Source organism: Noviluteimonas gilva, assembly GCF_009740395.1.
GTDB classification, from domain to species: Bacteria; Pseudomonadota; Gammaproteobacteria; order Xanthomonadales; family Xanthomonadaceae; genus Noviluteimonas; species Noviluteimonas gilva.
The window spans coordinates 868,995-884,547 of record NZ_WOXT01000001.1 but is presented as its reverse complement, the minus strand read 5'-3'; the positions used below and the strand labels follow the sequence as shown (position 1 = coordinate 884,547).

Here is a 15,553-nt window from a genome sequence, read left to right as displayed (position 1 = left end):
TCCATCGATGAAGCATCACGGTGACTCTCCGGTGGCAGCGGGTGCGGCGGGAGTGGCCACGAAGGGCTCGCCGGTCAATCGCTGGATTTCGATCAGGGCGCGCTGGGCTTCCAGCGCGGCATCCAATTGCTGTTTACTGGCGCTGGTCCGCTCGGACTGCAACTGCGCCCATTCGAGATAGCTGATGGCGCCAGCGCGATAGGCGCGCTCCGCGGCGGCTTCGGCCTTCGCGAGTCTTGGCAGCACGTCCTTCTGCAGGCGCTCGACCTCAAGCTGTGCAGTGCGGTAGCTGCCGTGTGCGTCGGCCAGCGTCGAGTACAACGACAAACCTTTGGCCTCGCGCTCGATTTCGAGCGATGCCAGCTCGGCGTCTGCGGCTCGGATCTCGGGTTCTGCGCGGCGACGCGCGCCCAGTGGCATCGACACACTGCCGATCAGCGCCACGTCATCGGTGGCCTGCAGGCGACGCACGCCTACCTGCCAGTCGAGATCAGCAGAGACCTCGCTGCGCGCCAGTTGCAGGCGGGCTTCGCGAATACGACGCTCGTCGGCGAACTGCGCGAGTTCCGGCGTGTGATCCAGCAAGGTCGTCAGCGTGGCGAAGTCCGCGACGGGCGGCAGCACCAAAGGATCAGCACCGACGATGTCGAAAGTCGGCGCACGCTCGCCCCACAGCGCCGCCAGATGTTGACGCGCTGCGGCGTAGGCTTGTTCTGCGCGTGCGCGCTCCAACTCTGCGCGGGCCAACGCCGCTTGTGCGGTCAGCACTACCGACTCCGGCGAGGCGCCGGCCTGCAGACGCTGGCGGGCGCCGGCAACCGTGCGTTGGCGCTGAGCGATGTCGAGTTGGGCAATCTCGCCCTGGCGCTTTGCGGCCACCATGGCCAGGTAGCGACGCGCCACCTCGGCTAGCAGGTCCAGACGGCGCGACTCCCGTTCCACTGCCAGGGCATCGATCCGGCTTTGCGCCAGCGTGCGGCGCGCATCGAGCTTGCCACCGCGTTCGAGCACCGACGCCAAAGAAAGCGTCAGCTCCGCGCTTTGCAGGCCGCTGGCCTCACCCGTGCCGAACGCATTCTCAATGCTCGCACCGGCAATCAACGGGGAGCGCAGCCCTGCACGATCGCGTTCGGCGCTGAGCACATCGCGACGAGCGCCCAGCAGGCGCAACTCCGGGTGAGATTCGGCGACGCGCGCAAAGGCGTCGTCGAGGGACAACACAGAACGCGTCTGCGCGGCAGTTCCACTGCACCACGCCAACGCCACGACGGCAATCGCCGCCAGACGCAACCACATAGGCTTTCTCCGAAAGAGGTAACGATCAACCAGCCAAGCCGGCAGACGACGTCACACGGCGATCGGAGGTCGCATCGCTACCGGATAGGTGGTGGGCGCCCAACCAATCGCCCATTGCGGCAATGCCGCAGTCGCCACCAGTGGTGGCAGGACGCGAGACTGCGGAACCAGGGCCAGTGTGTGGGCACAACAGTCGCCGCACCCAGACAACAAACAACAACCCTTGTCATATGCTGCCGCGGCATCGACGAAAGCAACCGGCGCGTCACCGCCAAGCGCCTGGCGCGCATCGTTGGCCTGGCAGGCGGTCGCCATGTCAATCTTCATCACGAACACCAGCAACACGAGCACTCCCAGACCCGCCGATGCGCGTAGACGAGCCAGCATTGGAGGGAAGGTGCGCGCGGACATCCGCGCACCATACACACCGCTCGGTACGTTATGAAATTTCAGCAGCCGGAGGTGCATGTCGACTCCTTCGTCGCCGACGGCACGGAAACGTCGCCTTGCCGCCAATCCTTAAGGGCCCCGGACAACACATGTGCGGCTGTGCGCAGAAACAGCAACGCGACCAGTGTGCCGATCACGAGGTCGGGCCATGGACTCTCGATCCACGCCACTAGCCCGGCGGCGGCGATCACGCCGACGTTGTTTACCAAGTCGTTGCGCGAACACAGCCAGACCGAGCGCATGTTCATGTCGTCGCTGCGAAAGCGCGTCAGCAATCCGAAACAGATCAGGTTGCCAACGAGGGCAATGCCGGCAGCGACGGCCATGATCGGCGCGACGGGTTCGGCACCTAACCAGGCGCGGCGAGCGACTTCGACCAGCACGGCCACTCCGAACAGAGCCTGGATTCCACCTTTGAGAAACACCGCCTTGGTCCGTTGCCGCAGCGTGCCGCCGATCACCCACAGGCTCAGGATGTAGACCAACGCATCGCCCAGACTGTCGAGAGAATCAGCCTGCAATGCGCTGGAGTCTGCCCACCAGCCGGCACTGAACTCGCCGACGAACAGCAGCACATTGATCGCCAGCACGACCCACAGAACCCGGCGACGAGCGTGATCGGTGTTCTTGCTCAGCGTGGTGGCAGTGTCGTGGCAACCACAATCGCTCATCGGATGAACCTCATTTGCTGACGCGCGCCATAGCGCGTGAAGAACGGGCGTTGAAATAGAAACCACCGGCGGCGATCACCGCGACGGCAAGCTGGGCCAGCAGCGATTGCCAGGATGGATACACGCCGAGCCAGTCGATGCGCGGCACGGCCACCAGCGCTTGCCCGACCCAACCGGCCTCCTGCAAGGCGGCGATGCCCTTGCCCACCAGCACGACCGCGAGCACGGCGATCAGGAGCGAACTGATCGAGAAGAACTGGCCGATCGGCAAGCGCTTGCTCACGCGCAGCATCCAGTACGCGATCGCCGCCAGCGCCGCGCTGCCGGCGACCAGCCCGGCGACAATCGCGCCGCCGTTGTGCTCGCTCCACATCGCGATGAAGAACAGGATTGTCTCGAACACTTCGCGGTAGACCGCAATGAACGCGAGCGAGAACAAAAAGATCGCCGAGCGCCGTGTCAGCGCGGCCGACATCTTGGCGTGCAGGTACTGCTGCCAACGGCCGGCGAGACTCTTCTGGTGCATCCAGATGCCGACGATGAGCAGTACAACGGCGGCGAACAGCGCTGACAGTCCTTCAGTAACTTCACGATTGGCGCCGCTGACGCCGACCAGATAGGTGGCAATCGCCCAGGTCACTACCCCTGCCAGCAAGGCACCCACCCAGCCTGCGTGCACGTAAGGCAGCACCTCGCGCCGCTCAGCCTTGCGCAGGAAGGCGATCATGCCGATCACGATCAGCAACGCCTCTAGGCCTTCGCGGAGCAGGATGGTGAAGCTGCCGAGGAACGCGGTGGTGCTGTCGGTGTGACTGTCCTGCAACACCTTCTCTGCGCGATCGAACAGGACTGTGATCTGGTCTGCTTGCCGCGTCACTTCGGTCGCTGGGGTATTTCGGCCGAGTTGCGCGCGGTACGCACTCATGGCGGTTTCGATTTGGCGCATCCGGGCACGATCGCGGGCGGCGAGCGTGGGCTCGACGGGCTCGACGCCGTCCAGATAAGACGAGAGGGCCAAGGCCTTGGCCTGCGTGGCATCGCCTGCGGCGAAGGCTTGCACGCTGTCGGCCAGACGCTGCCGCGCCAGCGCGAACGGGCCGCCAGTTGGGCCCGGGGCGTGAGCGGTGACAGCCTGAGGCTGCGAGCGCAGGTACGCCACGATTGCCTGGGCTTGCTGCGCTTGCCCGAGCGAGGAGGCGAGATCCGCTTCGCTGGTTCGGGTAAGCGACTCGAGGGTCGGGAGTTGGCGGTGCAACGCGGCGTTGTCGCGCCACAAGGCTTCGCCCTTCGCTCGCGCTTCTTGGGGATACGCCAAGCCGCCGACGTAGAACGCCAGCGCCCAGCGATCGGCATCGGACAATCCGGTAAAGCCGGTCATCGCCGTGCCTTGGATGCCCTGCGAGATCGCCTGATACAGCGCCAGGGGGCTACGTCGCGCCGCGCGTTCGGCATCGGTGAAATTGATCGGCGGCGGGTTAAGGCTGGCCGCGACCGGTCCGTCACCCCGCCCCGAGGCGCCGTGGCAGCCTGCGCACTGCTGTGCGTACAGCGGAGCGGCCCGTGCCAGGTCGGGCGGCATCGTGGGCGCCGCAGCGATGGGGTAGCTCTTCAGCAGCGCGTCGGCCAGCTGATGCGCCAAGGTGGCCACGTCTCGTGCCTCAGCTTTGGCCTCGACGGCTGCGATGAGACGGTCAGCCTGCGCCAGCAAGGCCGGCTGGGCCGGCGTCGTGGGCAACGCCGCCAGCTGAATCCGCACCGTGCCTGCAAACTCGCGCATCTCGGCGTATTCCGCCGGCGCGACCACCTGCCCGGCTTGAACCGCGCCGGCGTAGTCCACGGCCACGTAGTCCAAGAGCTGCCAGGTTTGGCGTGGGTTCGCGCCAGGGGTTTCCGCCGCCTGGACCGTCCCGAGGCCAACAGCCAGGGCCAGCCAGGCGAGCAAAGCGAATCGAATCAAGCAACGCACAGGCTCAAACCCCATCGAGGGGATGCCGGGCTGGCACCACGCAGGAGCCCAGCGTAAAGTCCGTAGCTACTACAGGGTCAAGAGCCAATGCGAATGAAAATCAGTGAAGCGGCGGCCGCCAGCGGCTGCCACCTGGAGACCATCCGCTACTACGAACGCTCGGGCCTCATGCCCTCGCCCGCCCGCACCGCGAGTGGCTACCGCGAATACAGCACGGCCGAAGTCGACCGGCTGCGTTTCATTAGCCGCGGGCGCGAGCTCGGCTTCAGCCTGGAGGAGATCCGCAGCCTGCTCAGCCTCGATGACGATCCGACGATGTCCTGCTGCGACGTGGACGTCATTGCGCGCGAACACCTAACCGATATCCGTAACCGCATCCGTGAGTTGAGCAACATGGCCGCCGAGTTGGAACGAGTCATCACCCAGTGCGCCGGCGGCGAACGCGATCATTGCGCGATCCTCGGCGCCTTGCGCCAACCGGCCGATACGGCCGCATCCAAGGCACAGGATCGTCGTTCGCCCTCGTTGTAGCCGTTGGGTAGTCGCAACCCATTGCTTTCAATGATCTATCTGCAAGCCACCGCTTAGTAATGACTCCCAATCTGACTCACATTTGACATTCCAGCTCGGGCGCGACACCTGATCCTGCCGATATGAAGAGAGCATCGGAAGTACATTGAAGTGCTGGCGGTGTCCGAGTCCTGCCCGAAGCCATTTGACGGCCCGACGGGCTCAGGACGCCTATCAAGTTCGGGATCCGATGCGCCGGGCCTGGGGGACTTGCGCCGCTCAGCGCCTGAAGCTCTGTGGCCAGCGAATTCAGCAGTGATTTCACTGACGGCCCACGTTCTACAGATTGCCCTCCAACTGACGCCAGGAGCAATCAAAGCGGTTAGGTGGCGCGCTTAGATTCTTCTGGACTGACAAAGCTTATTGGTTCGCGAGGCTGGATCCGCTAATGAGATATACGAGGTCATCCACTTCCAAGCCCCCAAACTTGTTCTCAATCAGCTTCCTGGCGAGAGTTGTGTTTGACTCACCGGGACTCTGGACGAGTGCCGAAAGGCCGTGCAGAAATGGGCTGACTATCTGGATGCCTTGCGGGCTGATAGCGGCGGCAATGTAGTGACAATTAATCGCAAGGCAGGATGATCGTGCCCCAATTGGAGCTTGGCGAAGCCGACCTCCTGTTTCGGGGGCAGCTGAGAGACTTCTACTCGGCCTATTTACTAATAATAGGCCGCACTCTTTTGCCCATCTCCTTCAGATACGACCCAAAGGACGCAGCCTCTTCCTCCGTGATCTGTGCCCCGCTGATGAGATACACGAGGTCGCCTACTTCCAAGCCAGCGAATTTGTTCTCCACGAGCTTCTCGGCAAGAGTCACCGCGGCTGTATCCGGATTTTTGCGTAGGACTTTTACCCACCAGTCTGCAATGGCAAGAACGAACGAGAGTCCTTTGCTGATAAAGGGAAACTTGTAATCATCTGCAACCGTCCAGTCATCGAGATCCTCAAGGACGAACTCTCCGCGACCTTTGCCGCCACTAGCTCTATCGACTTCAGGCCAGACAAACTTCGTTGCCGTTCGGATACTCTTGTAGCGGTAGGTGCCTTTCGGCGCATTTTCCTTCAGCCACTCACCAACTTTATCTCTAGGCACCGACTCTAGGTGATTATGCGCGTACGCAGCCTGGAACATCCAATAGATTCCTGGCATTTGCTCTTTGTGCAAGAAGGGATATTCGATCAGCTGGCGGTCCAGCCGTTCTTCGTGTCTCAGCGCCTCGAAGTCGACTGAAGTCACATACAAGTCGCTCTCACCCACCTCGATCTGGATAGCGAATTGCTCAGGGGGAGGCGCCTCCATTGGGGAGATCCTTGCCAACACCCAATCTAGTCTTCTCTTGTCGACGATGATGGCGCGATCGAACTCGAATCTCGCCAAGTCAGCAGCCTCGATTCGCAGCGGCTTCTTGATGGAGTATCCACCGAGCGTTTGATCGGTGACCTCGCAAGGGCGTGGAGTCAAAAACCCTTCACCCGAAAAGCTTGAGACAAAGCAGGACCGAGACACGGCAATCTCTGCGAGCGCCCCATCGTCCAGGCGCAGAAAAGCCGCCTCCTCAAGGAACCCCACACGGGGAAGAGAGTCGACCTTCTCCAGACCAAACAGAGGATGAGACTCAGAAAGTTCCGCCGGCGCCAGATCTCCAGGCGACATTGGAGCTCTCGTGTTCTGGAATGCTGGGAAGGGGAGCGTGCTCCGCTCCCATTGAGCTAAAGGTACCTTGTAATGGCGATACACGATCTCGCTATCTCGCCGAACCTTGATATACACGGCAACACCCTTTCTTAGCAGAAAGTCGAGCGGCTTCTCGGCTGAGAGGATTACTTGGGACCAATCAGCAACCGACACGGGCAACATTCTTCCCGACACACTTCACTCCCGTCAGCTCTAGGCCTTCTGCTCGAACCGCATGTAGTCGGCCAACGTCTTGTTCTCGGCAACCTCATCGTGCGGGATCAGCAGATACTTCCAAGGCTTTCCGCCGACGGTCGCGGCATAGTCGGAGGCATGCTTGCACCAACGTGCCGCCGCCTCGGCCTTAGCCTTCACCTCGGGAGTCTGCAAGTCGTCCCGCCTCTTGGTTTCAACCATGAGGATTGCCGCAGCGGTCTCGACAACGAAGTCGGGCACATACTCCGGTTGCTCTGTGCCTAACTTGTAGTAGATCTGGAACTGCCCCTTCGCAGGCTTGAACCATTTGATGGCGTCCCTTTCCAGGATGACCGCGAAGCGACGTTCCGTGTCCGAGTCGAACTTCTGCAGCTGATAGAGACATTTCTTGAAACCACCGAACAGCATCTGCTTGATGCGACCTACATCGTCGACGGTCTCGCGATAGTGGCGCGGCGGCTGCCCCGCTGTCACCGTGTAGTTGCATGGCTTGAGTTCGGTGAACCCACGACTGACTTGCACCTCGAACTCAGCCGCATCCTCAAAGAAGTGCAACATCATCTGCGCGTGGATCTCCTTGGCGATCAGTCGTCGGTCCCGATCCAGCACGCTGACGACTTCGGTGTCCGAAAGGTAGCCATTCAAATGCTGGACCATCTGGCTCGCGAGCTCGTACAGCAGGTCAGCATGTGTGAAGTAGTCGACATCATCGAAGTCGATCAGGGCGTGGACGATGTAGTCCTCCGGCCGCTGCTCCTTCAAGCCGATCTCGGCGGCCAAGGTGAATTGTTCATTGGTACGCAGGTTTTGTCCGACGATCTCTCGTTCGCCTGGCTGCAGGTGAAGCCGGCTGACATCCAGCGTGAATGGTCGGAAGCCGGTCGTGACCTCGCCCTTCGGCACTACCGCGATACGTGGGATGTCGATGGTCTGCTGAACCACCACTTCGGTGGCCTTCGCAACCAAAGCGGGCAGATCGATAGTCAGCGCTTGATCGTCCACGCCCTTCAGCAGCTCGCCCTGCTTCGGCTTCAGCAGTTCGGCGACCTTCTCCTGTATGTCCTTCTGGATGCCCGCGTTGAGCAATGTGTCGCTTGTAGGCACCAGGTCGGGCTTGACCTCGTACGTACCGATTACCTCCATGACCGCGCGAGCAACCTGCCTCTCCACTTCGGTGTTGAACACGGGCACTGGCGCAGACGCGGCGTCGGTACCAATGACACCTATCGCCGGACCGATCGCGGGATTGGACGCAAGCCCCATGCGGGCAGCCGCTCCCGACTCAATCTGTACGCTGACCTTCTTGTCGTCTGCGCTCGGCGCATCGAGGATGACCTGCTTCAGGCGAATCGGGGAGTCGCCGCGGTTGGCCTCATCGACGATCTCCTGGAACTTGTCGTGGGCGACGATGTTCAGCCGATCTACCGCCGCCACGCCTGTGCGCTTGCCATAGGGCAGGCGCAGGCCGCGGCCGATGCTCTGCTCGATCAGTGTACGTGCATTAGCAGCGCGCAGCGGAACGATCGTGTACAGGTTAGTTACGTCCCAGCCTTCCTTGAGCATGTTGACGTGGATGACAATCTCGGTTGGCTCGTCGACGCTCTCCACGGCCAGCAGGCGGGTGATCATCTCTTCCTCTTCCGCACCGGTACGGCTGGAATCGACCTGGATCACCTTGCCCCTGTATCGCCCCTCGTAGAACGCGTCGGATTCCAGCAGATCCAGTAGTTGCGCTGCGTGCGTGGTATCGCGCGCAATGACGAGCATGAAGGGCTTGACCGCTTTGACGCCGCTCTCACGAGCGTAGGTCACCAGCTCCACCTTTGTTGTCTCGTGAAGACGAACTCCGTCCTCCAGCTTGGTTTTTTCGATCTCCTCCGACGTGTGGGCCTTGGCGTCGAAGTTGCGCTGGGTGACGGCGGCGGGCTCCTTGACGAAGCCGTCCTCCATCGCCTGCGCCAGCGGATAGTCCATTACCACGTTTTTGAACGGCACCGGCCCCCTACTGGATTCGACGAACGGCGTCGCCGTGACCTCTAGTCCGAACAACGGTTTCAGCTCGTTGATTGCCCGCATACCGGCCTGGGCACGGTAGCGGTGCGATTCGTCCATCAGCAACACGAGGTCGGACAGGTTCGCCAGGTGGTTGAAATAACTGTCGCCCAGCACTTCCCGCATCCGCTTAATGCGCGGCTCTTTGCCGCCGCGCACTTCAGAATTGATCTTGGAGATGTTGAAGATGTTGATGCGAACGTCGTGAGCAAAACCCCTAGGCTGGTCCTCCACCGCAGCGCCGGTCTGGTCATAGTTGTCACCGGTGATGATCAGGGGTGGCTGCTGCGCAAACTCGGCGATCCCCTTGAACACGTACTTGGGCGTGTTACGCGTGAAGTCCGCGATCAGCTTGTTGTAAATGGTCAGGTTCGGGGCGAGCACGAAGAAGTTATTGATGCCGTGCGCCAAGTGCATATAGGCGATGAACGCACCCATCAGACGTGTCTTGCCCACTCCCGTAGCCAGCGCGAAACACAGCGAGGGGAATTCGCGTTCAAAATCTTCCAGCGTGCTGAACTCGGCCTTCAGCGTGGATAAAATGGCTAAGACCTCTCGCTCATGCTGCAGGAGGTCTGGCGAGATCTCTATCGCTCGAGCCAGCCGCTTGAGGGATTCCTCTTGCGGCGGGCGAAGGGACAGGCGGCCAGTGATGGCATGCAGAACGCGGGGATTCATCATGCATCCTCCCCGACGTTCTGGCCAAAGATGTCGCCCTGGTCCTCATTTGCAGGCGTCCTGCGGCTCCTGCTACCAGTAGCCGGAACCGTAGGTACGACAGGATCAGGTGTCGCCACCGGCAGGTTTGTCACGTTGAGGCTGTAGTCGTCGTGGCCCCACTCGCAGCGGGCCAGCACCATCTTCGGGATCTTCTTCAGCGTCAGGTTCGGCCAGCGCGTTGCAGCCTGAGCCGCCGTAACAGCATGGAAGGCTGAGCAACAAACAAGCAGGCTCTTGTCTGAGCCTACCTCCTCGGACAGTGCCTGCAACTGGTCTGCGGATAGATTCTGGGTAGTGACGTAGATAAAGTCCCGCTCACTGGAATGACCGTGCCGCCACCAGATCGCCTCCGATGGCGCGTAGGAAAAGCCCTCCAGCTTAGTCAGCGCCTCGGTCAGCATCGCGGAGTTGTACTCCGGGTTAATGACTGGATTGCCCCAGCGGTCGTCCACGATGAGGCTAGGCGCGAGCCTGTAGTAGCGGAAACCCCCGCCTCCCGGCCAGCCAACTGCCTTTGTTACTCCAGACAAATCTTCTCCATCGATGACCTTCCGAAGTCGAGGGATGATGTGGGTATCGCAATGTTCGCCCAACTCCAACATGATCCAGCGGCGCCCCATCTTGTGCGCAACAGCACCGGTAGTACCGGAGCCCGCAAACGAATCAAGAACGATATCCCCTGGTTTCGTCGCGAGCTCGAGGCATCTCTTGATCAATCCTTCAGGCTTTTTCCCGTTAGGAAATGAAACGCCGCCCTCGTTATGCAAGTTGTTCGACAGCAAATCATCCCAAAGATTTGTCAGTGGCGATGCGGTCGTTGCTTCCCCGTCAATTATCCGAGTCTTAGCCTTGTAGAAAACCAACTGCTCACCGCCAAGGAAGTAGTAATCATCTCTATCTTCCCGTTTCGACCGATAGACCTTTGTTCGATCAGCGGTTGACTGACTAAGGGCCTCCCGTGCTGACTCATTAACATCTTTGGGCGCCACTCGTGCAGTGCGAACAACTCGGTGCGCATTGGCAACTACGAATTCGGTGAGCTTGGCTTCGAGCTTATCAGCGAACTTCGCCTTGGCCTCGTCCCATGCATGCAGCCTGTTGCTCCGAAGAAACGCCTCGCGCAGACCGGTAAGATGCCAGTCTCGGAAATCATGATCGTAGTTCTCGATGTACTTGGAGTACCTATCATCACGCGGCCCCGGAACGAAGACGCGATTCGGAGACCATGCGTCCTTGTTCTTTGCGTAGTACAAAATGTAGTTGTTCGTCGTGACGAGCCCAGGATTGATGGCCTTCGGACCAGAAGCGGAACTCTGCTTAAAGGTTATTACTCCGATGCGGTTACGACGGCCAAATATTTCGTCAAGCAGCACGATCAAGTAGCCAAGCTCATTGTCATCGATGTGAACGAAAAGCGTCCCGTCGTCTGACAGCAATCGGCGAATTGATTCGACGCGATCACGAATGAGTCCGAGCCATATGGAATGTTCGTATCCGTCGTCGTAGTGGTCAAAAGCCTGCTGCGTGTTAAAAGGTGGGTCGATGTAGACACATTTCACCTTGCCAGCGAACTCATGCTCTAGCGCCTTCAGCGCAAGCAGGTTGTCACCAAAGATCAGCTTGTTGTCGAAGACGTCGCTGTCCGTCACGCGATGCTTGGCGTGGTAGGACCTTTCTGGATCTTCGAGCAGGATGCGTGGCTCCAGCCTGGGCCGCTTCTCTTTCCCAATCCAGGTCAGCTCTAGTTTTTGCTTGCTCATGCGTATTGCTCTCAAATCTGAGGAGCGCGATCAGAAAGGTAATTGACCAAGCTCTTGCGCGGATATTCGTCCGCTGCGTTTGCGACACTGCGCAAATGAATCACAGTTGGATCGGCGACCAACCCATAATGTGTTTCCATCAGCGATGCCATGAAGGAAACAACATTTCCTTGGCTTCTGAAGAAGGACAACGGCCCACTTAGCCCCAACTGGGAAGCCCCCAAGTTGGCCGTCTCCTGACGAAGCTGATCGAGGGATGGACCAATCAATCCGTTGATGGCAGCGCCATCAGCTAGCTCCGCTTTGGCGATGCGGTTGCGCAGCCGTTTCATCATAACCGACGCAATCACATGGTTCCCATGCCTGTAAATCAGTCGTTCCTGGCTTCCTGCCGCGGCGCGCGCATCATAGTCCGCAACAAGGTCACGTATGACCCGATAGAGCAAAACGCTGTTGACCAGGCTAAAGCTGGTCAGCGTTGACGGAAACAGAGCCTGATACTCAACCCCTTCAGGATCGGAAAGGCGACCGAACTCGGTCTTTATCCAGGCTGGATAGCGGGCATCCTTCTGCTGTAGCGCCAATGCGCGAATGCCTTCGTCCAACGTAATTGAATTCGCTCCGGCGACGCTGGCTTCCGGCCGGTAGTGATACGTGTATCCAAGATAGCTGATCTCTTGCCGCAAGCGCTCTTGGTTCTCGTCCAATGACGCGAAGTTTGCAGTCTGGACGGGGTTTTGATGATTGCGTGCTTTGGTGACACGTCTACCGAACTGGCTGTCGGTCGGAGCTTTGATGAGAGTGAGCATTACCTTAGCGTCGCTAATGTCACTGCTCGCGTTTTGCGACACAAACTCAGCCGCCGAGGCCACAGTCTGCGCACCGTTGATGATGGACAGGCCGCGAACCTTGAACTTCCTAAAGCCACTATTGGGGTTGTTTCCCTTTACCTCAATACTGTCGCAAACGGCGGTCACGCCATTATTGAGGTAGAAAAAGCTCCCGGGGTCATCTCGCAACGTATTCTTTATGGCCTTGTTAACATCGGAGCGACTGCCCAAGAAATAGCGGATGTTGCGTTCGTACAGCGCCCTGCCTTTTTCGAGGTGCAGCGTCACCAGATCGGTAAGCCTAGCGATGCCGTAGTACGTTGCCCTCGGCTCCTCGACCTTAGAATGCTTTTGAAGGCCGATTTCCGTGTGAACGGGCTGATAGGCTTGCTCTGCCAAAAGGTCCCTTGCAACCTCAGTGGCTGTGTAGTGCGTCACCTGCTTTACAAGGCGCTCCTCGTCGAGACTCTCATCGTCAAGGAGCGACTGCAGCGCATCGCTTGCGGTCTGAGAGATACCGTCGCCCGTATACGTGGCGACGAGCTTGATTTGACTACACGCATCTAGCGCCGCCTCGATCTCAACCTTGCGGCTTTGGACGTTGGCGTTGAAAGCAGCAAAGTCCTGCTTGAGCATGAGACGGATTCCTTCGCAGAATGGAAGGGCGTCCTCCTGCTTGAACTGCTCTGACTCCTTGAGCTTGGTCTGCAGCAAATACAGCGTTTCCGAGCCCTCGTCATAGTGGACTGCGTCGAGTCCCTTGTCGTTGAAGTCATCTACGACCGAAGCTGCGGCATCTTGCGGAGAGATGCCGAGTAGCTTGTGAAGCACAAAGGCGCTGAAGCCCCTAGATAGTTGCTTGGCCTCCTGATCGCTGGCAGGTTTGCTAGTGTCCAAGAGTGGCGGCAAGAACGGGACGAAACGTTCAGCCAGAACCTTCTTCAGAATCGTCATGTAGTGAGCTTCTAGCTTTGCCATGTGCGATTAACTCGGCTTCTTCAATGGGTGAAGGCGGCGCGTGTCGCCGCCGTTCTTCCAATAGCTGCCCGTGTCTTTGGTAGGCCAGCCGTGATCCGGACAAATCAATGCGTCACAGAGTTGCTCGACTAGCCGCGCGAACCTAATTCCTTCGCTCGGATACAGATCAAACGCTAGCGCATTGAAGTGCGCTCCCAACACATTTCTTGCTTGGGCGATTGTCTTGATCTCTTCTAAAATTGGCTTGATCGGCACAGGTGTGACGGCCTGAGAACCGGTGTCGTCCACGACCACCAACTCACCGGTCAAGGCGGCCATCAACTTCCCGTTCACCGCGTCGAGCAGATCGCTAAGTACGTAAGCATTACCCGCTCGCCTAGGCACTGCGCACCCGTACTTGAGAGTGATGAAGTCCAGCAAAGCCTCCAGAATGACCCCCGCCTTTCCAGTGATAGCTTGAATATCTGGATTCTGGTCATCCAACAGAACCTTTAGCCGCGCGATCTCCGGTATCGATCCACTCAACGCCATTCCGTCGCTAAGAGACCAGCCCCTTAGCTCGACGAACTGACAAACCTGGTCAGGCTTCAGGATTCCCCAACGGAACTTCTCCCGCCAGGGGCGGTAGTGCGTCGTAATGAGGGCATGCCGGAATTTCTGGCTAACTTCGTAAATCAGGCCAATCACCCTCTCCACGTGGGGTTCATCAACGCTACCCAGCACGTCATCCAGAACCAGGATCTTTTGTTCTGGGACTTCGTGCTCGGCCAGTGCCAGGAAAACACACAGGCCCAACGTATCCAGATGGGAATCGCTTAGGTACGCCTGCGGCGGACTGTCTTGCCTGCCTGCAAACTCCGTTGCGATGTCCAAAGAGCCGCGCTTGGCTGCATCCAGCGCCAGAACAATCTTGTTCAACCCTTCGCCTGGATGAATTGCCTCGTATAGCTCACCAACCCGAGTGGATATGGCATCCAGCACCGAGTCGGTGTACTTCTTGCGTTCGCGTTCTACGATTTTCAGAATTTCTCGAAGACGCGGGAGAACCACCTCCAGCTCTTTGGCCGCCGCCTCACTCTCTTCAAGATTCTTCAAGGAAAGACGCAGGGTTTCAACGAACATCTTGGCGTCCACGCATGCATCAGAGGTCCGCTTCCATTCGTCACGCTTATCCTTGTTTCCGTCTATCCAATCTGCCCATTGCTCTGGCTGGCTCGGGACAGGAAAGGCGGGAAGTTCCAGCTCGGCCAGCCTGCTTCCATCCGTACAATAGGATTCCAATGCTGCAAAGTCATTTGCGGCATCCTTCTTGAAATCTTCGAGCCGTTGCGTCGCCGCTTGGACAACGCCGCGCTGGGCTGCTACGGCCTTTTTGGCGGCATCCAGCTTGGAATGTAAACCTTGGGCCTCGATCCGCCGATTGACTTCAGTAACGAGCTCTCCAGCCTTTTCGTTGCTTTCGCACAGCGGGCATACCGATGGATGGGGATGCGTGGTGAAGTGCTTTTGCGCGGCCTTCAGAATCTCCAGAACTTCCACATAGCCATCAGCCGCATCGCTCGTGATCGCCTCCAGGTCGACTTCGGCCTTTTCCAAAGCAGCTTCAGCCGTCTTTAATTGGCCGCTAAGTTCGATAAGCCTATTCTGATGTGGGATGACCTTGTCCCAGCGGGAGACCAACTCGTCAATTGCAGCCTTCTTTTGATCAAGCTCCTTTTGATCTTTCTGTACTTCGGACTTTGCCCATGAAAACGCATCAGGCGGAGCCTTTCCCGCCTGTTCCCAGAAGTTCTCGATGGAAGTCCGATTGGCACCCACGCGCGCCGTCGCGTTATCGAAATCTTTGTTTTTGTCGTTGATTAGCTTGCGCAGAGTGCTCTCGGACGCTTCCACTCCTGAGACATCAACAAATCGACTAATTGCCTTGTAGCGATCAGCCGGTTGCGCGGCGATCAAGTTCAGTATCTGACTGCGCCGCAACACGGCCACCTGCGGCTTCAGGGACGGGTTATCGACAACCGCAGCCATCTTGCCGAGCGATAGGGTGCATGTGCCTGCCAGCGTCGTGAGCGCTACCTTGACATCGGCATGTGCTTTACCAACAGAGGGCCAGTATGGCCGCGTCGCAGCGCCCACGCCTCTGTTTTCTAACGAGCCAACCTTTTCGTTCCCGAGCAGGTCGAGCGCATCGGAAATGGTGGATTTTCCCGTTCCGTTCTCACCGTAGACGATCGTAAGTTTCTTGTTCTTCTCAAAAGCCAGGGTAAAAGGAGTCACTGAGCCCCGAAGGTTCTCAATGGACAAGCTGACGATTGCAGGAGCGGTCACTGGTCGGCCTCCTTGTCGACCGCCTTCTGGGCAGCGAGAAG

At 59.0% G+C, this 15,553-nt stretch carries 10 protein-coding genes; 1 reads left to right on the top strand and 9 read right to left on the bottom strand.

The window, feature by feature from the left end; translation table 11 throughout:
• Window positions 1-15 precede the first annotated feature (15 nt).
• The 4 genes from GN331_RS04035 to GN331_RS04020 are packed head-to-tail and all read right to left on the bottom strand — an operon-like array spanning window position 16 to window position 4,374.
• Complete coding sequence (locus tag GN331_RS04035; protein ID WP_156640529.1) at window positions 16-1,296, bottom strand: TolC family protein; 1,281 nt, start codon at window positions 1,294-1,296, stop codon at window positions 16-18.
• Window positions 1,297-1,347: 51 nt separating this feature from the next.
• On the bottom strand, window positions 1,348-1,764 hold the full coding sequence (locus tag GN331_RS04030) for a hypothetical protein (protein ID WP_156640527.1): 417 nt from the start codon (window positions 1,762-1,764) through the stop codon (window positions 1,348-1,350).
• On the bottom strand, window positions 1,746-2,417 hold the full coding sequence (locus GN331_RS04025; RefSeq protein WP_156640525.1) for a cation efflux transmembrane domain-containing protein: 672 nt from the start codon (window positions 2,415-2,417) through the stop codon (window positions 1,746-1,748). The genes GN331_RS04030 and GN331_RS04025 overlap by 19 nt, the downstream gene beginning before the upstream one ends.
• Window positions 2,418-2,427: 10 nt before the next feature.
• Window positions 2,428-4,374 carry an FTR1 family protein gene (locus GN331_RS04020; RefSeq protein WP_231734325.1) on the bottom strand — a complete coding sequence of 649 codons (1,947 nt, stop codon included), beginning with the start codon at window positions 4,372-4,374 and terminating at the stop codon, window positions 2,428-2,430.
• 102 nt (window positions 4,375-4,476) lie between these two features.
• On the opposite strand from GN331_RS04020, the gene GN331_RS04015 reads away from it, so the two are divergent.
• Window positions 4,477-4,914 (top strand): MerR family transcriptional regulator, encoded by a 438-nt coding sequence (locus tag GN331_RS04015; protein ID WP_156640521.1) that lies wholly within the window; start codon window positions 4,477-4,479, stop codon window positions 4,912-4,914.
• Window positions 4,915-5,605: 691 nt separating this feature from the next.
• Here GN331_RS04015 and GN331_RS04010 read toward each other — a convergent pair.
• The 5 genes from GN331_RS04010 to GN331_RS03990 are packed head-to-tail and all read right to left on the bottom strand — an operon-like array spanning window position 5,606 to window position 15,512.
• Entirely contained in the window at window positions 5,606-6,802 is a 1,197-nt protein-coding gene (locus GN331_RS04010) for a hypothetical protein (protein ID WP_156640519.1), read from the bottom strand.
• Between the two features lie 39 nt (window positions 6,803-6,841).
• The gene (locus GN331_RS04005) at window positions 6,842-9,577 is read right to left on the bottom strand and encodes a DEAD/DEAH box helicase family protein (RefSeq protein ID WP_231734324.1); all 2,736 of its coding nucleotides are present in this window, start codon (window positions 9,575-9,577) and stop codon (window positions 6,842-6,844) included.
• Window positions 9,574-11,376, bottom strand: coding sequence for a site-specific DNA-methyltransferase (locus GN331_RS04000; protein ID WP_156640517.1), 1,803 nt, complete (start codon window positions 11,374-11,376; stop codon window positions 9,574-9,576). The genes GN331_RS04005 and GN331_RS04000 overlap by 4 nt, the downstream gene beginning before the upstream one ends.
• A gap of 11 nt (window positions 11,377-11,387) precedes the next feature.
• The gene (locus GN331_RS03995; RefSeq protein ID WP_231734323.1) at window positions 11,388-13,160 is read right to left on the bottom strand and encodes an AIPR family protein; all 1,773 of its coding nucleotides are present in this window, start codon (window positions 13,158-13,160) and stop codon (window positions 11,388-11,390) included.
• 30 nt (window positions 13,161-13,190) lie between these two features.
• Window positions 13,191-15,512, bottom strand: a complete 2,322-nt coding sequence (locus GN331_RS03990) for an AAA family ATPase (RefSeq protein WP_197426990.1) — start codon at window positions 15,510-15,512, stop codon at window positions 13,191-13,193.
• Window positions 15,513-15,553: the final 41 nt, after the last annotated feature.